The organism is Candidatus Nitrosopumilus sp. SW (assembly GCF_006740685.1).
Lineage (GTDB): Archaea > Thermoproteota > Nitrososphaeria > Nitrososphaerales > Nitrosopumilaceae > Nitrosopumilus.
Genome location: NZ_CP035425.1, coordinates 1,152,266 through 1,172,883 on the forward strand (window position 1 = coordinate 1,152,266; position 20,618 = coordinate 1,172,883).

Consider the following 20,618-nt stretch of genomic DNA (forward strand, 5'->3'; position numbering starts at 1 on the left):
ATGAAAATAAATTTAAAAAATAAGGTGATTTGATGGCAAAGAAAAAAGATGAATTAGCAGATGAAGCACAAAAAATCAAGGCCGAACTTGATGCATTAAAAAAGAAAAAAGAAGTATTAGATTCCTCTCCTAAAAAGACTAAAGCAAAACCAGCAAAGAAAACAACAAAGAAAGCAGAAGCAAAACCGGCAAAGAAAACAACAAAGAAAGCAGAAGCAAAACCGGCAAAGAAAACAACAAAGAAAGCAGAAGCAAAACCGGCAAAGAAAACAACAAAGAAAGCAGAAGCAAAACCGGCAAAGAAAACAACAAAGAAAGCAGAAGCAAAACCTGCCAAGGAAAAAAAATTAACTAAAAAAGAACTTGAGGAGGCAAAAAAAGAGGCTGAAAAAACACTTGAAGAAGAATTAGAAGAAGAACTATCTGATGAAGAAATTGAAAATTTCCAAATTGAAAAAGTCGATATGGAAAGGTTAACCAACAAAGTTTGTGATATTTTAGCTGAACGTGAATCCGAAGGAATGTTTCAAAGTGAATTATGGAAAAAACTTAAACTCACAAGTCGTGATGGTTCTCGTTTAGCATTAAAGCTTGAAAGAATTGGTTTCATTACACGAGAGAAAATTCTTGAAAAGAATCGTTGGACTTACAAATTAATTTTAAAGAAAACCCCTATCAGCACACAATCTATTGAAAATTCACCGTGTTTAGTTTGTCCTGTTGAACAGAAGTGTTCACTTGAAGGTGAAATAAGTCCTAGAAATTGTCAGTTCATTGAAGATTGGGTAATTGCTGAAATGAAAAAACCTGCGAAGGCCAAATGAAATTATTAGATGCACGCAAAGATCACTATCGAAAATTAGCTCATGAACAAGGTTTTCGAAGTAGAGCTGCATACAAACTCAAAGAACTAAACCAATCTTATCGTATTATTGGTCCTGGTTTTTATGTTCTTGATCTTGGTTGTGCACCTGGTGGATGGACCCAAATGGCTGTAAAACTGGCAGGAAATCAAGGTAAAGTTATGGGTATTGATCTGTCTTATGTGGAAGAAATACCTGGTGCTCATATTCTAAGAGGAGACATTGAAGATGAAAATGTGGTTGATGAAGTAATGTCTTACTTTGAGCGTAAGGTTAATGCTGTAATCTGTGATCTTTCCCCAAAAGTTAGTGGAAATTGGTCAGTTGATCACGCAAAACAGATTTCTCTTAATTATGATTGTACTAAAATCATGGATAAAGTATTGGCACACAAAGGCAATGCTGTCTTCAAAGTCTTTGATGGTGAATATTCTATGGAATTTAGAGATTATATCAAGAAAAAATTTGCCAGAATCAATCTAACAAAACCTAAGGCAAGCAGAAAACAAAGTAGTGAGTTATACTATGTGTGCTTGGGATTTATTGGATAGATTCAAAAACTTCTATTACCTCGTTGATTTTTGCATCAGTTCGAAATCCTGTTGGATTAAATGATGTCACACTAGCAACAAAATTGTTTTTTTGTAATTTCTCTATGACTTCTTCTAGTTTTGGTGGGGATGATTTCATTTTTTTTGCAATCTCATCTAGTGTATAATATGTTGCAGGCATTTCTGATTCTAGAAGACATTTGTTTAGTATTTTTTCACAAACTTTGTCAACTTGTAAATTTAGAATCTGACTTAACATATTTTTAATAAATTCTTTATCAAAAATTTTTCCAATCCATAATGGGCCTGCGATACTAATTTTTGATTTACACAATTGACACTCTTGTTTTTGCTCTAATGAAACTTCTCGATGTCCACAATTTTTACAGTGTAAAATGTATCCAATATTTTCTTCTTGATCAGGTCTGTTTCTAACTATCACGTATGTTCTATAGTAATGCATGTCACTTTCAACAAACATTGGTTCAACTTCAACTCCTAATCTTGCTGCAACCATTCTAAGACATCCTAACACCAATCTAATTGCCATCTCATTCCCATATTCTGCCCTGGTTGGAATTCCACCATATTTTCTCTTACATGCACTTTGAAAAAGCCCATTTAGTACCTGTAAATCTGTGGCTGCAGTAGATAACATCCCTCCATGCATGGTTGCCCTAATTCCACAATCAAAAAATGCTGCTGGAGAACCAAATGGATCAATATCTACAATTGAACCTCGTTCTCCTTTTTTTGAATAATTGCTAAAAAATCTACACACTTCTTTTTCTACAAACTCTACATTTTTGATTTCGTTAAGTTTAGCTGAATATTCTGCCATCTTTAATGCAGTTGGATTCAGATCATTAATGACTAAATTATCGATTTCTAATTCATTTGCAACTCGTAACCCTCTAGCACCAATACCTGATAATCCCTCCAAGAAAATTTTTGGACCTTGAAAATTTTCTAAAAATGCTGCATATGCAATAATTGAAAAATCTCTGTTTAGTTTTGCTTTTGGATTAAAAAATGCTGGTTCTTTTGGTGGAACTTTTTCTGTAATTGATCCTTTTGGAACTAACAATTTTGTTTTCCCTTCGATAATTTCTTGAAGAGATTCATTTGGTATTTCCAATATCTTTCTACTTTTTCAAACTCTATAACGGTTTAATACTTGTGCTTTAAGACAAAATTCGTGCAAATTTGTGGAATAGATGATGCTGGACGTGGTTCCATGCTTGGTCCACTAGTTATCTCTGGAATCTCTATTGATAAAAGAAAAATTAGAAAACTCTCTTCATTGGGAGTTAAAGATTCAAAGAAACTTTCTCCAAAAAACCGAGAATTACTTTACAAAAAAATCCTTGAATTAGTTGATGATTATCATGTTGCAAAAATTCCTCCAAGATCTATTGATGCAAGTGTAAAGAATCATGGCTTGAATGAACTAGAAGCAAAATACATGGCAAAAGTTGTCTCAAAATTAGATCCTGACACATCATATGTTGATTCATGTGACGTGAACCCTAAACGATTTGGAAAAGAGATATCGAAATTATCTAACAATCATAAAATCAAATCCTATCATCATGCAGACAGTAGATTTGTTGTTGTATCTGCAGCCTCAATCATTGCCAAGGTTACACGTGATAGAGCCATTGAGAAATTAAGAAAAAACCATGATTTGGGTAGTGGGTATCCATCTGATTCAAAAACTGTGAAATTTGTGACTAAATACTACAAATCCCACCATTCACTGCCTACATTTGTGCGAAAAAGCTGGAAACCGGTACAGAAAATATTGAATGACTAACCTCTAAACTTTGCAATAACTATTGCATGATCCTTGTCATATGGGTGCAAATCAATTGATTGTAATACCTCGAATCTTGATTGCAGCTTTTGTGTTTCTTCCTCTACAATCTTCTTCGGCGATTTTGTTACATCAATACTACGTGTCTTAATTACTAAAAAGAAATATCCTCCTTTTTTTAGAAACATTTCACAGTTGTCTATTGCAATTTCTGTTTGATCAGGTTGTGCAATATCTACATAGACCACATCCACTTTTCCAAATACTGAAAAATACTCTTTTGGTCTTCGTGCATCTTGTAGGATTGGCATAATGTTTTTTCTATATGCTGCAACCCTGTCTAAAAAATCCCTTGCAACTCTACTCGCATGCTCTACGGCAAACACAATTCCACTAGGACCCACAATGTCTGAAATGTGACTTACAGTTGTTCCAGTTGATGCCCCTAGATACAACACTTTAGTTTTATTTTCAAAAGGAAAATATTCTAACTCATTCATTATTGCAGCTGCTAATTTACTTCTAAACGGATCCCATAATCTGTATTCTATTCCCTTTTTGATGATTAGTTTTTCTTTATACACTTGATTCCCTGGAACTAAATTTTCAGTAGCTAATTTTTGCTGGCCTTCAGATTTTATCCAGAAAAATGATGGATTATCTTCTTCCAAACTGTTTTCTCTTTTTATTTTTATTTGAACTTGGTCTGTCATCTCTACGTCCGCCTCTGTCATCTCTACGTCCGCCTCTGTCATCTCTACGTCCGCCTCTGTCATCTCTACGTCCGCCTCTGTCATCTCTACGTCCGCCTCTGTCATCTCTACGTCCGCCTCTGTCATCTCTACGTCCGCCTCTGTCATCTCTACGTCCGCCTCTGTCATCTCTACGTCCGCCTCTGTCATCTCTACGTCCGCCTCTGTCATCTCTACGTCCGCCTCTGTCTCTAAAATTACCTCCATCTCGTCTAAATGATTCTGGTCTTCTGATGTCTTTTTCAGTTGGATTTTCGTATTTCTTACCAATTTCGTCTACTCTGACATTGAGCTTTTCAAGTAATGTGTTGTTTAGTCCCTCGCCGTAGACATCGACTCTGGCAGCAATTACTGCTTTTGCAGCAATTGCACGTGCAATCTTTCCTCTTTGCCATCTAGGTGCAGCATGGACCATTGCATGTTGGAATAGTAATCCGTGTTTTGGTGGTTGAGAACCTGTTTTCAATGATCTAAACAATGCTTTTTCTGCACCAAGAACTTGAATTGTACTTGCTGGAAGTGAAGCTAATCTCTTAAGACTACCTGCTCTTCCTAAAATTCTAGCACCTACTGCAGTTCCAAGTATTGCAGAAAGATTTGGTGCAATTGTTTCCATTTCAGATTCAACATGCTCTTCAAGTTTTTTACGTAAATCATGAAAATCTAGAATTTGTTTTGCAATTGATTGGACAATTGCAAGATTCACATCGGAGATATCTCCCCCTCTACTTTTTGTAGAAATCAATGATAACATCTCAACTTTTGATTCTGGAAATCCTGCGTCTTCAAAAACTTGTTTTGTCAATGACTCTCGTTTTCCAGCCATAACAATTTGAGCATATCCGTTAATGCTATCAATAACATTGTCTAATTCTGGAAAATGCAATCCATACCATTCTCTTAATCTTGAACTCAGTGCATTTGCAATTTTATCAATCTCATCTAGCGAATTAATTGCTTGAATAATGTGAAGATCTGGACTTTCTGAAACTTCGGTAACTTTTGAAGATGATAATCCTAATGCAAAATCTCTTAATTTTCCTAATGCGTCTTGAGGATTTGATGCAAAACCTGAATCAACAATGATTTGTGGTTTTGATGCTTGAATTCTTTCTAATTCTGAATCCTCCATTATTTGAGAATCTATGTTATTTTTTTTCAAAATTGCAAGTAATGACTCATCACTTACTGAAACACCTCTTTGAATTGAAATTAGATAATTGATAAGCTCATTTAGTTTTGATTCCTTGTTTTTTACTAACAAGTATTCTTTAACAGGATTTGAAAATGAAAATGCTTTTTCTAGTTTTTCATCATCAAAAACTGAGATTCCCAATTCTGTTAAAATTACAGAATACATGTCTAGTTCAATCTAAATCACCTTTAAAAAAGGTACTAGAATCACAAATCAACTGTTATATTCGAAACTACCTTCATTAATCAAAGTGGAGCCCAATCTTGCAACTTCCATAGGTCCAATCTCATTAGACAGACCTGTCATGCTGGCCTCTGGAATTTTAGGGATTTCACTGGATGTTTTTAATCGTCTTTATCGCTCAGGAGCAGGAGCTGTTGTTACAAAATCTCTTAGCACAGAACCTTGGGAAGGATATCCAAATCCTACCATCTTTAGTGTGAAAGGTGGCGGTTGGATTAACGCTGTAGGACTATCAAACCCAGGCGCAGAATATTTTGCAAAAATGATTGAACCTAACAAAGATGTACCAATTATTGTAAGTCTTGTAGGTTCAATTCCTGAAGATTTTGAAAAGATGATAAAACAATTTGAAAATTGCAAAGTCACAGCATATGAGCTGAATCTGTCCTGTCCTCATGTTGCAAAAGTTGGATTGGAAGTAGGTGATGATCCAGAACTAGTAAAAAAAATTGTTAGAACTGTTAAAAATTCAACAAATGTACCTGTTATTGCCAAAGTTGGTTTGGGAACTACTCATTATCTTAACACTGTAGGCACTGCTATTGAATCTGGAATTGATGCAATCACTGCAATTAATACAGTTAGATCAATGGCAATAGATGTTCAAACACAACGTCCTATTCTCAGCAACAAATTTGGAGGTTTATCTGGAACTCCAATCAAACCAATTGCATTAAGATGCGTCTATGAAATTTCTTCTAAATATGATATTCCAATTATTGGTTGTGGTGGTATCTCTGATTGGGAAGATGCTGTCGAATTTTTCTTGGCAGGAGCTTCAGCTGTACAACTTGGTAGTGCAATTGGTGACAATTGGATAGATGTGTTTAATGAAATCAATACTGGAATATCACAATACATGAAGAAAAAAAATTATTCAAAAATTGAGGAGATGGTTGGACTTGCAAAGAAATCATAACCATACAACAATTGTCACAGTTGAAAAAGTAATTGATGAAACTCCAACTGTTAGAACTTTGGTTTTTTCTGATGAAGTAATGTCAAATGTTCTTCCGGGACAATTTGCAATGGTTTGGATTCCAGGAATTAATGAATTGCCAATGAGTGTTATGATTTCAGATGAATCTGGAAAAGCAGCATTTACTGTTCGAAAACATGGTCCATCTTCTACTGGTTTGTTTAATGTAAAAGTGGGAGAGCAAATTGGAATCCGTGGACCTTATGGGAATTCTTTTGATCTTAAAGAAGGAAAACTCTTGCTAGTTGGTGGTGGAACTGGTCTTGTTCCAATGATGCGACTTCTCACACATGTAAAACCTACAGATGATGTTACTGTTCTAATTGGTGCAAAATCTAAAGATGAAGTATTTTTTGAGGATTTGGCAAACAAACTTTTGGCAAACAATGCTCACAAAGTAATCGTATCTACTGACGATGGAAGTTATGGCGAAAAAGGCTTTGTTACTGATTTAGTAGAAAGACATGTAGAACAAACTAAATTTGATGGGGTCTATGTTTGTGGACCTGAAATAATGATGTATAAAACTGTCCAATCTGCTCATTCAAGAGGAACCTTTGTTCAGGCCAGTCTTGAGCGAATGATGAAGTGCGGCGTTGGAATCTGTGGTAGTTGTTGTGTGGGTGAGGATCTTGTATGTAAGGATGGAACCGTCTTTGATGGTCAACATCTCTCCCAAAACAAGGAATTTGGTAAATTTCACAGAAACAAGGCTGGAATTTTAGAAAATTATTAGATTTGACCAGCAAGGTTTAAAATAAATCACAAAATTAATTTCGTGAAGAGAATGGGAACTCCAAAGATCGTTTTAACTGCTGATCGTACATTAATGTCTCCGTATAGAGGACTGTCTCTTGCGACATTTTTTGGATGTGCTCCTGCTATTGATCCTCATAGAGACCCAAAGAGCTTTTGGTACAAGATTCTTGGAAAACAAGTAACTCCAAAGATTCTGTTTGATTTTATCTGTAATTATATTCCACATACAAATGGTGTTGCAAACTATGCTCCATATGGTTTGAGAAAACTTGAAGCCGGTTTATTGAGAGATGGATTTAGCAGACAAGATGTTGTTGTTGCACATCCAGACCATATTGAAAAATTCATTGGACCTGAAACACTAGTTGTTGGAACATATGAGATGGACCCACTTGGAATGGGACCAGTAACTATGACCTTTACTTATGGTAGAAAACAAACATCATACGATGAATATTACAATACTGAACTACACCATAGAATTAAAGCTGCAAAAGCTAAAACCGGTAGTAAAGCCAAAGTTATCTCTGGTGCATCTGGAACATGGCAATACAACTATGATCCAGAAAAAATTGAAGAATTTGGAATTTATGCAATATTAGAAGGTGAGCTTGGTGGCATTGCCCCAGAAATTGATGGACATGCAGGACGATTCTTTAACTATTTGATTAACGGCGATTTTGAAAACATGGATCCTTTTAGAAAGAGAAGTGATTTCAAAGTAAACATAAAAGAATTTGAGAGAAATGGCAAAAAGATTCATGGAAGATTTGTCAATTTCTGGGATAGGCCTGACCTCGAAGAAATTCCAGACATTGTAGAACCAAGTATGCATGGTATGATTGAAGTCATGAGAGGTTGTGGAAGAGGATGTAAGTTTTGTGATGTAACCTTAAGATCATTGCGATATTATTCTCCAGAAAAAGTCAAAAAAGAAATTGAAGTTAACATAAAGAAAGGCGGTTCCAAATCTGCATGGGTTCACAGTGATGATATTTTCGTTTATGGCATGGATCCTAGAACTGCAAAAGGAATGGAACCAAATAGAGAAGCACTAGAAGAATTATTCACTGCAATCATGTCTACTGGAGTTGAACATACAAATCCAACCCATGGTACATTGGCCGGTGCAATTGCTGATGAGAAATTAATTCCAAATCTTTCTAAAATTATGAAAGCAGGACCTGATAACATGATTGGTGTTCAAGCTGGATTTGAGACTGGAAGTTTGAGACTAATTGGAAAATATGCTGATAGAAAACTTGCACCATATTCCCCTGATGAATGGCATTGGGTTGTAAAAGAGGGTGTAAAGACCTTGAACCAAGATTACTGGATCCCAGCATTTACTTTGATTATGGGTCTTGATAATGATGAACAACCAGAAGATTCATGGGAAACAATCCGTTTAATCAGTGAATTAGAACGTGAACAACCTGAATCAATGTTCACAACAACAGCTTTGACATTTGTTCCAATTGGATTGTTGGAAAAATCTGATTTCTTTAACATTGGAAATGAAATGACTCCTGCACAACTAGGTGTTCTTTACAAGACATGGCAACACAACTTCAAATATGGTATTCAAAAATTCATGACTCGAACTGGTTCTAAAGGTCCTCAGAGATACTTTTTCAATGCAATTGCACGTTCTCTTGGTGGTGTCCCATTGGGTGCTATGGAGAGATATGCACGCAAGAAGGGCCGTGAACACGAACATGTCATTGAGACTGTAAAGGCAAAATACCGATAAAATTCCAAATACATAAATTCGTTAATTTGTGATGTAGATTATGGCAACTCACGGTTCGCTTACCAAAGCAGGAAAAGTAAGAGGACAAACTCCAAAGGTAGAAGGTCGTAAAATTGTAGGTACCAACTCTAGTCTTAGGAATAAAAGTAATTTCAAAAAGAGATTTGTCTTAGGTAGATTCCCAGGTCAGAACAAACCTGGACAAAGAAGAAAGAGACGATAGTCAACTTTCTCTGAAATTTTATCACTCTGCGATCATTTTCTAAAACAATATCCTTATAAAGTACTGGTACCGTACCATACGGTATGGTAGAAGATTTAAGATTAGATAGTTTAGAGGGCGTAGGTCCTGTAACAACTAGAAAATTATCCGATGCAGGTGTCCACAACGTCATGGACCTCATCGTCAGAGGTCCTGTAGAAATTGCAGAAATAACTGGAATGGAAAAGGACACTGCTGAAAAAATTGTCAATAAAGCACGTCAACATCTAGTTGATGGTGGATTAATTGCCAAACACTTTACAAGTGCAACTGAAATTTACAAACACCGTCAAAGTATTGGTAAAATTACAACTGGCACAAACTGTCTTGACACACTGTTTGATGGTGGTATTGAGACACAAGCCTTGACAGAAGTTTATGGGGAATTTGGTTGTGGTAAAACACAATTTGCTCATACAATGTCAGTAATGGTTCAAAAACCAAAAGAAGAAGGTGGCCTTGAAGGCAGTGTTTTGTACATTGATACTGAAAACACTTTCAGACCTGAAAGAATTGTATCAATCGCTCAAGCTCATGAGATGGATCCAGAAAAAGTTCTAGACCGTATCATTGTTGCTCGTGCATACAACAGTGCACATCAAACATTGATTCTAGAAGAAGCTGGACCAATTATTGAAGAAAACAATATCAAACTAATTGTTGCAGACTCTGCAGTTGGATTGTTCCGTTCTGAATATTTGGGAAGAGGAACTCTATCTAACAGACAACAAAAACTAAATCACTTTGTTCATCTGTTATCTAGAATTGCAGAAACTTACAACTGTGCTGCAATTGCAACAAACCAAGTCATGGCATCTCCTGATGTCTTCTTTGGAGACCCAACTAGACCAATTGGTGGTAATGTAGTTGCACATACTAGTACCTACAGAATCTACTTTAAGAAATCTGGCAAGAAAAGAATTGCCAGAATGGTAGACAGTCCTCATCACCCTGAGGAAGAAGTAATCTTTGCTCTAGGCGAAGCAGGTGTCATCGACCCTGAAGATGCTGAGAAAAAGACCAAAAAGACTACCAAAAAAGCAACCACAAAAAAGACAAAAGAGCCTGAGGTGGAAGCAACAGTAGAATCTCCTGAAGAACCTACAGAAACTTCTGAGGTCGAGGCAACTTCTGAAACATCAAAAGTTGAAACTGCATCTGAGGTAGAACCTGTGGAAGCACCTCCAGTAGATGCTGAAGTAGATAATTCAGAACCTGTAGAAGAGTAATCTTACTCTTTTTCTCTTTTCATTTTTTCAATATTGCTTAAATTATAATATCATTTGATTAACTACGTTAATCATGACAGATCTTTATCGGCTACTTCCTGAAGAAATGGAGAAACTTGTAATTGATATGGGATATGATAGATACCGTGCAGATCAAATTCTACTTCCATTGTATTACAAATTCCCAAAACACATCAATGACATTCCTCAACTTCCAAAGAAATTAAGAGAAGAATTAACAGATGCGGGATACACTATTGGTTCGGCAAAAGAAACTCATCGCATTGTAAGTGAAGATGGCGATACTACTAAACTATTATTACAACTATCAAATAATTCTTCAGTTGAAACTGTTCTAATGCAATATGAGCCAACGAAAATTGGTGGTCATCCAAGATCAACCATTTGTGTTTCAACACAAATCGGATGTGCTATGGGTTGTGTATTTTGCGCAACTGGACAAATGGGATTTGAAACAAACCTAAAAGCAGAACATATTGTATCTCAAGTGATTCATTTTGCTGAAATTTTAGAGCAACGTGGAGAACATGTTACAAACTTGGTCTTTATGGGAATGGGTGAACCAATGGCAAATTATGATGAGATGATTCGTGCTGTAAAAATTTTAACACATGATAGAGGTTTTGGATTAGGACAAAGACATATCACAATTTCTACTATAGGTATCTCATCTGGAATTGAAAAATTAGCTGAAGAAAATTTGCAGATTGGTCTTGCTATATCTTTACATGCTCCAAATAACGAATTGAGGAAAAAACTCGTTCCAACTGCAGGACCTAATTCAGTTGAAGATATTATAGAATCTGGGAGAAATTATTTCAAGAAAACTGGACGTCGTGTCACTTTTGAATATGCACTGATGGAGGGCATTAATGACTCTCCAGAAACTGCAACTGAGCTGGCTAAACTTTTGAAAGGAAATGGATCTCATGTCAATATCATCCCAATCAATCCTACTGCAGGTGATTTTAAGCGACCATCTGAGAAAAATGTCTTAGAATTTGAGCGAATTTTATTAAAATCTGGTGTAAATTGTACTGTTCGTGTGGAAAAAGGCACTGAGATCTCAGCTGCATGTGGGCAACTTCGAACTGATATTGTCGGCAAATCCTAGAAGTGGTCTGTTCTAAGTCTTAAAATAGGGCTTTTCAAAGTTTTACACTACATGGCAACTAAGAAATCTTCTGGTCGTTCACATGGATTCAAACACAAATCCAGATCAGTTATGAAGAAAAAGTCTCCTAGAGGCGTTTCATTCCTATTACGTGAATACAAAGAAGGTCAACAAGCACTTGTCATTATTGATCCTAGACAGCACAAAGGATTGCCTCACAGAAGATACCACGGTAAAGTTGGTATGATTACCAATGTGGGAAGACGTGCTATCACACTAGATGTAAAATTAGGTGAAAAATCGAAAACCTTAATCACTAGATTGGATCACATAAAACCATTCGGTGTATAGTTATGGAAGAAGTACAAAAGAAACAAGCTATTTCTCTTTCAGAAGTTAAAGAAATCTTAGGCAAAGTTGATCCTGAAGAAATGGATCAAATTCAACGTTGGACCTATGATTATGTTTCAAAATTTGTATCACTTGATCCTAAAGATGCAAAAGAGATGAAGAAAAAACTCATCAAGGAATGTGAATTAACAGAAGATGAAGCTGTTGAAATTGTCAACATTAGACCAACAAGTATGGCAGAATTACGTTCTTTCACCTTTGGTTGGAAAAAATTAATTCTTGCTGAAACTCTAGAAAAAATGCTCAATATAATCAAGGAGCATTCTTAATTTCTTAGGAGTATTTTATTTTGTATAGGGCACAACCCCCACCTAGAAAATATGAGGAATATGCATATGTTCTAGATTTTAATCCTCGTGGAAAATCATCTACTGTAAGAGGACGAGAGGGAATAATCATCACTGCAATTGGTGAAGACAGATTAACCATCTTGGAAATTCTTGGAGTTGCAAATTCTACATTTGAAGTAGGTGAGAAAATCTATATCGGAAAAGAAGGTAGAACAAAAATCCAATCTGTATTAGGTAAGATGGAATATGAAAAGATCTCTTCATCTGCTCAGACTGAATTACAAAATGTAGTTGAAAGCATTGTAACTGAAAATGAATCAAAATTTGTAGAATATCTAAACAAGGCACAACCACTAACTCCTAGAATTCACGCATTAGAGTTAATTCCAGGAATTGGTAAAACATACATGAAAACAATGCTTGAAGAAAGAGAAAAGAAACCATTTGAGAGTTATGAAGACTTGCAAGAAAGAGTTGGATTCAAAGAACCAATCAAACACATTACAGAGCGAATCATGGATGAAATTACTGGCGAAAGTAGAATGAATCTCTTTGTAAAGAGATGATAAAGCGAAAACTTCTCGGACAACACTTTCTCAACTCAAAATCAATTGCAGAATCTATTGTATCTGAGGCTAAAATAACCAAAAATGATGTTGTATTTGAGATTGGAACTGGATTGGGGGTGCTTACTCCATTACTGTGCAAAAATGCAAAAAAGGTAATCTCTGTTGATGCTGATGATACTCTGATCCAAAAGGCAAGAACCGCTTTCTCAGACATTGATAATCTTATCTTAAAATCAGGTGATGGTTTTAAGAAAAAAGATTCATTTTCTATTTTTGTGTCGAATCTGCCTTATTCTAAGAGTAAAGATGCAATTGAATGGTTAGCTCAGCGTTCATTTTCTCATGGAGTGATCATGGTCCAAAAAGAATTTGCAGAAAAACTTGTAGCAAAAACAAAAAATCGTAAAGCCATAAGCATAATTGCCACTCATGCATTTGAGATAAAAAAAATATCTGCTGTTGGAAAGAATAATTTTTCTCCTCCACCAAAAGTTGATTCTGTAATACTAAAAATAACAAAGAAAACTGATATGGATAAAAAACTAGTTTCAACAATAAATGAGATCTTTTCATACAGACGAAAGACTGTGAAAAATATTCTAAAACAATTTGGACAAGACTCTGAAATTGAGAAACGTATTGATGATTTAACGGGAGATGAAATAGTTAATCTTGCAAAACAAATTCTCAAAAAATGATGAATATCCTCCATCTGAGGATACTTTTTTCATTGCAAACAACATTGAAACTGAAAAAGGAAACTGTGCCTTAGATATTGGAAGTGGCTCTGGATATCTTACAAAATTACTATCTGAGAATTTTTCATTAGTTGTTGGTACTGACATTAACTGTGGTGTATTACAACACCAAAGTTCTTACAAAACACAGAATCTGATTTGTTGCAATGGTTCAGATGCACTAAAAATAAAATTTGATTTTATTGTGTGTAATTTGCCTTACTTGGCAACTGATGAAATTTTAGATATTGCTACAGATGGTGGTGCTGAAGGATTTGAGATCCCAAAAAAAATCTTTGATTCAGCAAAAAATAATCTAAAAGAAAATGGGAAATTTGTGTTTGTCACATCTTCACTTTCAAACTATGAAAAACTCATAGATTACGCACAAAAATTAGGCTTGAAAACACGAATCATGGCAAAAAAGAAACTTTTCTTTGAAGAGTTAATTCTTGTAGAAGCAAAAAACTGATTATTTTCTTAGCTTTTCTTTTGCATATGTGATTATTGCATCAGTCATTTGTGTTGTTGATGCATCACCGCCAATATCCCATGTTACTGCTTTTCCTTCGTTGATTACTTGCTCTGTTGCTGCAAAAATTGCATCTCTGATATCTCTTTCACCCATATAATCTGCCATCCAAGCTCCTGATAGAACTGTTGCAGTTGGATTCACTTTGTTTTGTCCTGCAAATTGTGGTGCACTTCCATGAGCTGCCTCAAACATTGCATAATTGTCTCCAATGTTTGCTGAATAGATTAGTCCGATTGAACCTACTAGTGCTGATGCAAGTTCAGAAATAATATCCATAAACAAATTGGTGCTAACTAATACTGAACCATTAAACTGCTCAGTTGCAATCACCATTTGTTGTGCCATATTGTCAATGTAAATTTCAGATAATTCAATTCCTGTTCCCTCAACTGATTTTTGTGCCTCATCCCAAAAAATTCCATCAGTTTGTTTTAAGATATTTCTTTTTGTAACTGCGACCATCTTTTTCATGTTGAATTTATTTGCCCAATCTACTGCTGAATCTAGTAATCGCCTACTGCCTTGTCTTGTAATTTTTCTAATTGCAATTGCTGCATCATCTGTAATTTTTGCCTCTACTCCTGTATAGAGCCCTTCAGTTGCCTCTCTAAAACAAACACAATCCAGTTTTCTGTCTGGGGTTAATCTATCATAAGTTTTTGTTGGTCTGATATTTGCATAAAGATCAAATTTCTGCCTTAGAGTTACTGCCACACTTCTGGGTGCGCCTGGAACTGGAATTGTAGTAGTTGGGCCTTTGAAACAACAGTCTGATTCTTCTAGAATCTTCATGGTTGCATCTGGGATGTATGATGCATCTTTTCTGCCATTTTTGTCCCACTGCTCAGAGCCTGCCTCACATAGAACTAATTCTGATTGAAAATTGCATTCCTTGAGAACTCTAAGCATTGAATCCACAACTTCAGGTCCAATACCGTCTCCTTTCATCACTGCTGCTTTTTTACTCAAAACTGCAAGTTTTTGAGGAGTTTATTATTTAATTCTACCTTGATTGGAAATGATTTCTACATATTATCTATAGAGATGATTTAATAGCTATTTTTGCAAAATGATTTTTAATGATTATAGTCCAAATCTCTGATCTTCATATAGGTTCACAATTCCTAGAAGAAAAATTCAATGTATTAGTTGATGAAATTAACGAGTTGAATCCTGATGTTATTGTAATTACTGGTGATTTAACAAATGAAGGATTGATGAAAGAGTATGAAAAATGCAAATCTCTATTAGAAAAATTCAACACAAAAAAAATTATTGCAATTAGTGGAAATCATGATTACAGAAACACTGGTTATCTATTATTCAAAAAATTCTTTCCATTTCAAACTGTAAATGAATTGAGTGATGATGTTGTTTTAGTAACTGTAGGTACTGCAAGACCTGACAGAAATGAAGGTGAAGTTGGATACAGACAAAACCTTTGGCTTGAGAGAACCATGAAAAAACACAAAGATAAGATAAAAATTGTTGCAATGCATCATCATCTAATTGCAATTCCTGATACTGGATCTGATCAACTAACTGTAGTTGATGCTGGTGATGTGTTGCGCACAGTACTTGATTCCAAAGTTGATCTTGTTTTGTGTGGACACAAACACAGACCATGGGCTTGGAACTTTAGGACATTAACTGTTGTAAATGCTGGTACTGCTACATCTGAACGCGTTCGTGGATTGTTTGAAAATACATACAACATTTTGACAATTGAAAACAAAAAAGTCCAAGTCGACCTAAAAATTGTAGGTGGCAAACGTGTACCTATTGATGAAATTGTGAATAATTACAGTCAATTTCATGATGAACTAGACAACGTTTAATCAAAAATTCTATCTAAAGTTTGACTTATTTACAGATTAATTCTAGCCCTCTTTGTGCGGGGATCGCCTAGCCTGGTAGGGCGTGGGATTGCTAATCCCATGTCCGCAAGGACACGGGGGTTCAAATCCCCTCCCCGCGCCATTAAAACTTAATAGACCGATTGAGGAAGTTTTTTCATGGGACGAAGAAAAACTCAAAAAATTATACGCACAGGTCCTAAAAATGCAACAACTGGAATGTGTCCTATTTGTAAAACAATTGGTAAAATTTTCATCCTAGGCTCTCCTGGTGAGGAGCGAGCAAAGTGTGAAAAATGCCGTCAAGAGTTTGAATTATAGTCCAAAAAGCTAACCTGCCCATCAAATTATTTACCCATAACTTTTTAAGACAATTTTTTCTTGATAGATAATCATGAGTTCAGAAGCTGAAACCATCTATGAACGAGTTGCAAAACTTGAAGATGAGATTGCATTACTCAGAAGTGAAGTCGATATCCTCAAAAGAGCATTGAGAAATAAAATTGCACGTCATGAAATCTCAATGATTAAGAAAGGAAACGATATAGATTCTATTATTGATTAATTTTTTGTCTTTATACTTCTAATCAATTCTAAAATAAAATCTACATCTTCTGCATTTGGATTAATCTCCAAATATTTATTCAAATATTTTAATGCCTCATTATAATTTAGTAATCTTTCTTCTAGTATTCCTTTATCTCTGATATCTTCGGGTGATTCTGGTTCAATTGCTAATACCATGTTGACACAACGAAGTGCTTTTTCATAAACAAAAGACTGTACATATGAGTTCTTCAAGTTGCGAGTCATTCTTAGTAGAATCTGCTCAGGTTCTATCTCATCTAGAAATTCTGGTTTAAATTCTATTTCTCCTCCGTAATTTGTGTCAAGAATTTCTTGCAAGTCATCAATGTCTAACAATCGTCCATCATAGAATGGATCTAGTATCATTTCTTCATTATATTTTACCAATATGTGACTTGGGAATCCTACAATTTTGAGATCCAATCCTATGAATTTTGCAACTTCTGTATAAAGAATTGAAATTGTAATTGGAAGTCCTGTCTTTTTGTCTATTACCTCATTTAGAAAATTATTTTTTGGATTGTAATAGTCATCATCATCTCCACTATACCCTAGATTCTCAAATAGATGTTCGTTTAACATTGAGATCAAATACGTGGGATTTTTGACATCACTGACTGACTCTTTGAGAGACATTCCCATTTTGGTGATCTTTTCTATGTATTTTTCAATGTCTAGATCTGGATATTCTAGAATCTGTGCAAATTTAAGGCATTTTTCAACTAGATTGAAATTTGGATTTTTTACAAATGAATACCATTCTGCAACAAATGGATCAAACTCTTTTTCCAATTATTACTGACTCAACCTGTCAAGGTATAGTTGAGGATCCTTGAGTTCTCTGGTATTTGGAGGAATTTCTATGATTTTTTTGAATGTATCTGAGCCTAATTTCTCATATACTGTTTTTGTAAAGTCCTTACCCATACTTTTTCTTACCTGATATGATGAAAAATCTGTTCCCATGAATGTGGTAAGATAATTCTGAAAGTCTTGATCATCTTTTAGTATATTTTCAATTGCAAATCCTGCCATGCCTTCCATTGCAGTAAATGCTGCATGATGATGTTGTATTGGTGCAAGCCATCTTTTGTAAATGTCTAATAGTTGTGGAATTGCTTCCTTGATTTTAGGATCCATCTCCACATGTGTAAATGTCATGACATCAGGTCCAATTTGCTCAATTAAGAAATGATCTGGATTCAAAAAGAAAAACAGATTTGCTCTTTTTGCAAATGGAAAGTCATCTGGTACTGTTTGCAGTTGACAGTATTCTGCTAACATGTTGACAGTCTCTGTGTCTAGTTCAAGAATAATTCCTGCCAGTTCTTCATTAATTTTATTTACTTGCATTGCAGCTTCTTTGTTCATCTTGTGTAATTTTTCTTGTGTAGAATGGATTAGTTCCTCTAGTACTGCCATCTTTATTCCTCCAACATATCCAGAGTTTACATTTTCAAATCTTGATTCGTATGGTTCTCCTTGCTTGTGTAAAATGATTTGTGGATAACGTGACAAAATGAATCTATTAAGATAGATTGTTCCATCAAGATAATCTCCATAGGTTGTAGTAATTTTTGAAATATATTGAATTGCATAAGTAGAATACACCAAATACTTTGCAGTATCTTGTTTCATTAATTCTGCAATCTTTGCATTGTTTTCTTTTGCAACTGCATTAAATAATTCTCTTACAAACTCTTTTGATTCCCCATCTGCAAATACTTTTTCACCTTTGAGTCGTTTTAGGTCTTCTAGTTCTGGAAACTTGAATTCTAAATCATTTGATACTTCAATTCCAAGAAAATCCTTAATTTTTTCTCTGAATTGAGGTACTACTTCCTTTGTTATCTCCTCAATATCTTTGAACTTTACTTTCCCTTCCAAGTCCTCTTTAGCCTTAACTGCTAGGCTTGAAATTTCCTTCTCTTCATCAATTTCTACTGATAACTGACCAAAAAGTGCTTCTGCAAATTCCTCAAACTCTCCCATTTTCAAATAGAATCTCGAATTACTACATTTAACATTATCTTGGTCTTACATCAAAGAAATATAGTTTACAACAATTGATTTTTCATATGTTATCATCAAGTCTTGAATTTTTGAGATGTGTAAGATGTGGTGCAAAACTTGATCTTGATGTACTTGAATCAGAAAAGGAAATTACCGAAGGGATATTACAATGTAAAAAATGTATGTTGGAATTTCCGATCCTCCAAAAAATCCCAATACTGTGGGATGATTTTTCAGAGTATTTGTCTTCTAGAAGAATTCTTGGAGGAAAACTCTACAAATCAATTAATTCACAAAAACTCAAGGAATTTGTAAAAAAATCCTTGAATGCAAAACACAATGACCGTAGTAATCTTGAAGAAAAGTGGACTAGAATTTATCAAAACAGTAAAAACTCAAAATTTTATTTAACAATCAAGAAGAATCTAAATTCATTACCTTCATCAAGGTTTGTCTTGGAGCATGGTTGTTCTATTGGAATTCTAACTAGTCATTTGGCAAATTCTAATGAATTAGTTTTTGGTGTGGATCGTTCATTTAGTGCAATAGAACACGCAAAAAAACAATTCAAAGACAACTTGGATTATTTTGTAGCTGATTCTCTGACCCCTGTATTTGGAAAATTTCAGTTTGATTTGATTTTGGCTCTAAATGTATTAGAAATAATTGAACCAAATGTCTTACTCAAATCCATATCAAAACAAATCACAAAAGGATACTTTGTAATCTCTGATCCTTATGACTTTGACAGAGGACCTGGTTCTGTAAGAAACCCTATTGATGAATCTAGTTTACGCACAAATTTGAGTGATTTAGGATTCAAGATTTCAAATTCTACAAAAAAACCCTCATTCATTCCATGGAATCTAAAACTAAATTCTCGTGCTACTTTAAACTACAAAGTAGATCTTATTGTTGCACAAAAATCCTAAATCAAATCTTTCCAAATTCCAGTAAACTCGTCACTTGGTACTACTGAGAAAATCTTGATCTTGCCTAGTGGCTCTAGATATTGTCTTTTATCATAATAAGTAAACTCCCCTTCTGTTTCTGGATAAATTGTAATTGTATCTTGTTGTCCTGGTTCTAACAAGTCTGTCTGAACATTAAAACCGTCAATATACAATCTGTGATGTGTTGTTCCGTTGTTAATTATCGTCAGAACATATGCAAAGGATGTTCGTGAAATTAATGTTGGGTTGTTATCTCCTTTGACTCCCTTGATTGCCTTTATCTGAGTCTCTCCGTCAATTTCTTGGAATACTATTGTTTGCTCTACTTTTTCAGTCCAAAATATCTCAACATGTCTGACATTCCCTTGTCCAATGAATCCCACCATTACTGCAAGACCTACAATTCCTGCAATCAGTCCTGCAATAATCAAAACTTTGTCATTTTGCTTCAATCTATGTTATTATTTGATTTCTCTCCTTAAAGACATTAGAGGTTTTAGGATACTCTAAGAATTTAATAAAATTGTGAGCCGGGAGCACATTTTGTTAGATTAGTTTGATGCTCCAACATTTTATTTATAAATAAATTCAAAATTCAAAGAAATTTCTTAATTCAAATTTAAAAAATGCATTTTATGGATATCAAATGAAAATACTAGTTTTACACAAAACTATATGCGATAGTTTGTTCTATTCTAATTGTTGACCTTTAACTATGCTGTAAAAACTAAAAAAAACATAGATGCTATTATAGAGGAAATTACCTTCAAACTTTCAGAAATAAAATTTGGTGTTCTTGGAACTTTGGATTTTAAAGAGATTTTTGCCAAGAAAGGAGTTGATTATCCACACCAATACAAATTGCTAGAAGTTTGTAACCCTCAAGCTGCAAAACAGGCCTTAGACTCTGATCCTAATATTGGATTGTTACTTCCATGTACTATTGCCATATATGAGAAAAACGGTGAAAATTTTATCAGTTTAGCAAAACCCACAGAATTGCTTTCTCTTGCATCAAATTCTGAGTTAGAATCCATGGGAAAAGAGATTGAAGGAAAATTGATTGAAATCATTGATGCTGTGAAATAATGTTGAACTGACCTACAAACTGATGAATTATTTCTATGTT

26 protein-coding genes and 1 tRNA gene are annotated in these 20,618 nt (G+C 34.7%); 20 read left to right on the top strand and 7 right to left on the bottom strand.

Features of this window, described 5'->3' with window-relative positions:
* Positions 1 to 32: 32 nt before the first annotated feature.
* Together Nisw_RS06985 and Nisw_RS06990 are read left to right on the top strand one after the other, a co-directional pair.
* Positions 33 to 824 (top strand): transcriptional regulator, encoded by a 792-nt coding sequence (locus Nisw_RS06985; protein WP_141977704.1) that lies wholly within the window; start codon positions 33 to 35, stop codon positions 822 to 824.
* Positions 821 to 1,414 carry an RlmE family RNA methyltransferase gene (locus Nisw_RS06990; protein ID WP_141977706.1) on the top strand — a complete coding sequence of 198 codons (594 nt, stop codon included), beginning with the start codon at positions 821 to 823 and terminating at the stop codon, positions 1,412 to 1,414. Before Nisw_RS06985 ends, Nisw_RS06990 begins: the two co-directional genes overlap by 4 nt.
* Here Nisw_RS06990 and Nisw_RS06995 read toward each other — a convergent pair.
* A complete protein-coding gene (locus Nisw_RS06995; RefSeq protein ID WP_141977708.1) occupies positions 1,404 to 2,552 on the bottom strand; it encodes a tRNA (guanine-N1)-methyltransferase in 1,149 nt (382 codons plus the stop codon). The two genes, Nisw_RS06990 and Nisw_RS06995, sit on opposite strands and share 11 nt — an antisense overlap.
* 60 nt (positions 2,553 to 2,612) lie before the next feature.
* Here Nisw_RS06995 and rnhB point away from each other — a divergent pair, with 60 nt between their 5' ends.
* Positions 2,613 to 3,230 carry a ribonuclease HII gene (gene rnhB, locus Nisw_RS07000; protein ID WP_141977710.1) on the top strand — a complete coding sequence of 206 codons (618 nt, stop codon included), beginning with the start codon at positions 2,613 to 2,615 and terminating at the stop codon, positions 3,228 to 3,230.
* Here rnhB and Nisw_RS07005 read toward each other — a convergent pair.
* Positions 3,227 to 3,943: a fibrillarin-like rRNA/tRNA 2'-O-methyltransferase gene (locus Nisw_RS07005; protein WP_255430745.1), complete on the bottom strand. Its 717-nt coding sequence runs from the start codon at positions 3,941 to 3,943 to the stop codon at positions 3,227 to 3,229. The genes rnhB and Nisw_RS07005 overlap by 4 nt on opposite strands.
* Complete coding sequence (locus tag Nisw_RS07010; protein WP_141977712.1) at positions 3,888 to 5,342, bottom strand: NOP5/NOP56 family protein; 1,455 nt, start codon at positions 5,340 to 5,342, stop codon at positions 3,888 to 3,890. The genes Nisw_RS07005 and Nisw_RS07010 overlap by 56 nt, the downstream gene beginning before the upstream one ends.
* A gap of 85 nt (positions 5,343 to 5,427) precedes the next feature.
* Here Nisw_RS07010 and Nisw_RS07015 point away from each other — a divergent pair, with 85 nt between their 5' ends.
* From Nisw_RS07015 to Nisw_RS07065, 11 genes are all read left to right on the top strand, one after another.
* Positions 5,428 to 6,339 carry a dihydroorotate dehydrogenase gene (locus Nisw_RS07015; RefSeq protein WP_141977713.1) on the top strand — a complete coding sequence of 304 codons (912 nt, stop codon included), beginning with the start codon at positions 5,428 to 5,430 and terminating at the stop codon, positions 6,337 to 6,339.
* On the top strand, positions 6,323 to 7,135 hold the full coding sequence (locus Nisw_RS07020) for a dihydroorotate dehydrogenase electron transfer subunit (RefSeq protein WP_141977715.1): 813 nt from the start codon (positions 6,323 to 6,325) through the stop codon (positions 7,133 to 7,135). The genes Nisw_RS07015 and Nisw_RS07020 overlap by 17 nt, the downstream gene beginning before the upstream one ends.
* Before the next feature lie 51 nt (positions 7,136 to 7,186).
* The gene (locus tag Nisw_RS07025; RefSeq protein WP_141977717.1) at positions 7,187 to 8,911 is read left to right on the top strand and encodes a radical SAM protein; all 1,725 of its coding nucleotides are present in this window, start codon (positions 7,187 to 7,189) and stop codon (positions 8,909 to 8,911) included.
* Positions 8,912 to 8,951: 40 nt separating this feature from the next.
* Positions 8,952 to 9,134 carry a 30S ribosomal protein S30e gene (locus tag Nisw_RS07030; RefSeq protein WP_012215770.1) on the top strand — a complete coding sequence of 61 codons (183 nt, stop codon included), beginning with the start codon at positions 8,952 to 8,954 and terminating at the stop codon, positions 9,132 to 9,134.
* Positions 9,135 to 9,217: 83 nt separating this feature from the next.
* Positions 9,218 to 10,402 carry a DNA repair and recombination protein RadA gene (gene radA, locus Nisw_RS07035; protein ID WP_141977719.1) on the top strand — a complete coding sequence of 395 codons (1,185 nt, stop codon included), beginning with the start codon at positions 9,218 to 9,220 and terminating at the stop codon, positions 10,400 to 10,402.
* A 73-nt stretch (positions 10,403 to 10,475) separates the two neighbouring features.
* The gene (rlmN, locus tag Nisw_RS07040) at positions 10,476 to 11,537 is read left to right on the top strand and encodes a 23S rRNA (adenine(2503)-C(2))-methyltransferase RlmN (protein WP_141977721.1); all 1,062 of its coding nucleotides are present in this window, start codon (positions 10,476 to 10,478) and stop codon (positions 11,535 to 11,537) included.
* A 51-nt stretch (positions 11,538 to 11,588) separates the two neighbouring features.
* On the top strand, positions 11,589 to 11,888 hold the full coding sequence (locus tag Nisw_RS07045; RefSeq protein WP_141977723.1) for a 50S ribosomal protein L21: 300 nt from the start codon (positions 11,589 to 11,591) through the stop codon (positions 11,886 to 11,888).
* A 2-nt stretch (positions 11,889 to 11,890) separates the two neighbouring features.
* Positions 11,891 to 12,217, top strand: coding sequence for an RNA polymerase Rpb4 (locus Nisw_RS07050; protein WP_141977725.1), 327 nt, complete (start codon positions 11,891 to 11,893; stop codon positions 12,215 to 12,217).
* Positions 12,218 to 12,237: 20 nt separating this feature from the next.
* Complete coding sequence (locus tag Nisw_RS07055; RefSeq protein WP_141977727.1) at positions 12,238 to 12,804, top strand: DUF655 domain-containing protein; 567 nt, start codon at positions 12,238 to 12,240, stop codon at positions 12,802 to 12,804.
* Complete coding sequence (locus Nisw_RS07060; protein ID WP_141977729.1) at positions 12,801 to 13,505, top strand: rRNA adenine dimethyltransferase family protein; 705 nt, start codon at positions 12,801 to 12,803, stop codon at positions 13,503 to 13,505. The genes Nisw_RS07055 and Nisw_RS07060 overlap by 4 nt, the downstream gene beginning before the upstream one ends.
* Positions 13,480 to 14,016, top strand: coding sequence for a HemK2/MTQ2 family protein methyltransferase (locus tag Nisw_RS07065; protein WP_141977731.1), 537 nt, complete (start codon positions 13,480 to 13,482; stop codon positions 14,014 to 14,016). Before Nisw_RS07060 ends, Nisw_RS07065 begins: the two co-directional genes overlap by 26 nt.
* Here Nisw_RS07065 and Nisw_RS07070 read toward each other — a convergent pair whose 3' ends face one another.
* Positions 14,017 to 15,048: an isocitrate/isopropylmalate dehydrogenase family protein gene (locus Nisw_RS07070; protein WP_141977733.1), complete on the bottom strand. Its 1,032-nt coding sequence runs from the start codon at positions 15,046 to 15,048 to the stop codon at positions 14,017 to 14,019.
* Between the two features lie 110 nt (positions 15,049 to 15,158).
* Between Nisw_RS07070 and Nisw_RS07075 the strand changes: the two genes are divergently transcribed.
* The 4 genes from Nisw_RS07075 to Nisw_RS09215 all read left to right on the top strand — a co-directional run bounded on the left by Nisw_RS07075 (position 15,159) and on the right by Nisw_RS09215 (position 16,500).
* Positions 15,159 to 15,917 (top strand): metallophosphoesterase, encoded by a 759-nt coding sequence (locus tag Nisw_RS07075; RefSeq protein ID WP_141977734.1) that lies wholly within the window; start codon positions 15,159 to 15,161, stop codon positions 15,915 to 15,917.
* A gap of 56 nt (positions 15,918 to 15,973) precedes the next feature.
* A tRNA-Ser gene (locus Nisw_RS07080) sits at positions 15,974 to 16,059 on the top strand.
* Positions 16,060 to 16,094: 35 nt separating this feature from the next.
* Complete coding sequence (locus Nisw_RS09210) at positions 16,095 to 16,256, top strand: hypothetical protein (RefSeq protein WP_185736594.1); 162 nt, start codon at positions 16,095 to 16,097, stop codon at positions 16,254 to 16,256.
* A 73-nt stretch (positions 16,257 to 16,329) separates the two neighbouring features.
* Complete coding sequence (locus Nisw_RS09215; protein ID WP_012215752.1) at positions 16,330 to 16,500, top strand: hypothetical protein; 171 nt, start codon at positions 16,330 to 16,332, stop codon at positions 16,498 to 16,500.
* Here the strand turns inward: Nisw_RS09215 and Nisw_RS07085 are convergent.
* Together Nisw_RS07085 and Nisw_RS07090 are read right to left on the bottom strand one after the other, a co-directional pair.
* Complete coding sequence (locus Nisw_RS07085; RefSeq protein WP_141977736.1) at positions 16,497 to 17,315, bottom strand: SirB1 family protein; 819 nt, start codon at positions 17,313 to 17,315, stop codon at positions 16,497 to 16,499. The two genes, Nisw_RS09215 and Nisw_RS07085, sit on opposite strands and share 4 nt — an antisense overlap.
* Positions 17,316 to 17,318: 3 nt before the next feature.
* On the bottom strand, positions 17,319 to 18,515 hold the full coding sequence (locus tag Nisw_RS07090) for a hypothetical protein (protein ID WP_141977738.1): 1,197 nt from the start codon (positions 18,513 to 18,515) through the stop codon (positions 17,319 to 17,321).
* 86 nt (positions 18,516 to 18,601) lie between these two features.
* Between Nisw_RS07090 and Nisw_RS07095 the strand changes: the two genes are divergently transcribed.
* Positions 18,602 to 19,468 carry a methyltransferase domain-containing protein gene (locus tag Nisw_RS07095; protein ID WP_141977740.1) on the top strand — a complete coding sequence of 289 codons (867 nt, stop codon included), beginning with the start codon at positions 18,602 to 18,604 and terminating at the stop codon, positions 19,466 to 19,468.
* On the opposite strand, the gene Nisw_RS07100 is transcribed toward Nisw_RS07095, so the two are convergent.
* Positions 19,465 to 19,941, bottom strand: a complete 477-nt coding sequence (locus tag Nisw_RS07100; protein ID WP_141977742.1) for a hypothetical protein — start codon at positions 19,939 to 19,941, stop codon at positions 19,465 to 19,467. The genes Nisw_RS07095 and Nisw_RS07100 overlap by 4 nt on opposite strands.
* Positions 19,942 to 20,188: 247 nt before the next feature.
* Here Nisw_RS07100 and Nisw_RS07105 point away from each other — a divergent pair, with 247 nt between their 5' ends.
* Positions 20,189 to 20,578: a DUF302 domain-containing protein gene (locus Nisw_RS07105; RefSeq protein ID WP_255430746.1), complete on the top strand. Its 390-nt coding sequence runs from the start codon at positions 20,189 to 20,191 to the stop codon at positions 20,576 to 20,578.
* The last annotated feature ends 40 nt before the right edge of the window (positions 20,579 to 20,618 follow it).

Bases quoted from the DNA above. Each gene is read 5' to 3' on its own strand.
- Nisw_RS06985 (WP_141977704.1), top strand. From the start codon at position 33: ATGGCAAAGAAAAAAGATGAATTAGCAGATGAAGCACAAAAAATCAAG.
- Nisw_RS06990 (WP_141977706.1), top strand. From the start codon at position 821: ATGAAATTATTAGATGCACGCAAAGATCACTATCGAAAATTAGCTCAT.
- Nisw_RS07005 (WP_255430745.1), bottom strand. From the start codon at position 3,943: ATGACAGACCAAGTTCAAATAAAAATAAAAAGAGAAAACAGTTTGGAA.
- Nisw_RS07010 (WP_141977712.1), bottom strand. From the start codon at position 5,342: ATGTATTCTGTAATTTTAACAGAATTGGGAATCTCAGTTTTTGATGAT.
- Nisw_RS07025 (WP_141977717.1), top strand. From the start codon at position 7,187: ATGGGAACTCCAAAGATCGTTTTAACTGCTGATCGTACATTAATGTCT.
- Nisw_RS07030 (WP_012215770.1), top strand. From the start codon at position 8,952: ATGGCAACTCACGGTTCGCTTACCAAAGCAGGAAAAGTAAGAGGACAA.
- radA (WP_141977719.1), top strand. From the start codon at position 9,218: ATGGTAGAAGATTTAAGATTAGATAGTTTAGAGGGCGTAGGTCCTGTA.
- rlmN (WP_141977721.1), top strand. From the start codon at position 10,476: ATGACAGATCTTTATCGGCTACTTCCTGAAGAAATGGAGAAACTTGTA.
- Nisw_RS07045 (WP_141977723.1), top strand. From the start codon at position 11,589: ATGGCAACTAAGAAATCTTCTGGTCGTTCACATGGATTCAAACACAAA.
- Nisw_RS07050 (WP_141977725.1), top strand. From the start codon at position 11,891: ATGGAAGAAGTACAAAAGAAACAAGCTATTTCTCTTTCAGAAGTTAAA.
- Nisw_RS07060 (WP_141977729.1), top strand. From the start codon at position 12,801: ATGATAAAGCGAAAACTTCTCGGACAACACTTTCTCAACTCAAAATCA.
- Nisw_RS07075 (WP_141977734.1), top strand. From the start codon at position 15,159: ATGATTATAGTCCAAATCTCTGATCTTCATATAGGTTCACAATTCCTA.
- Nisw_RS09210 (WP_185736594.1), top strand. From the start codon at position 16,095: ATGGGACGAAGAAAAACTCAAAAAATTATACGCACAGGTCCTAAAAAT.
- Nisw_RS09215 (WP_012215752.1), top strand. From the start codon at position 16,330: ATGAGTTCAGAAGCTGAAACCATCTATGAACGAGTTGCAAAACTTGAA.
- Nisw_RS07090 (WP_141977738.1), bottom strand. From the start codon at position 18,515: ATGGGAGAGTTTGAGGAATTTGCAGAAGCACTTTTTGGTCAGTTATCA.
- Nisw_RS07095 (WP_141977740.1), top strand. From the start codon at position 18,602: ATGTTATCATCAAGTCTTGAATTTTTGAGATGTGTAAGATGTGGTGCA.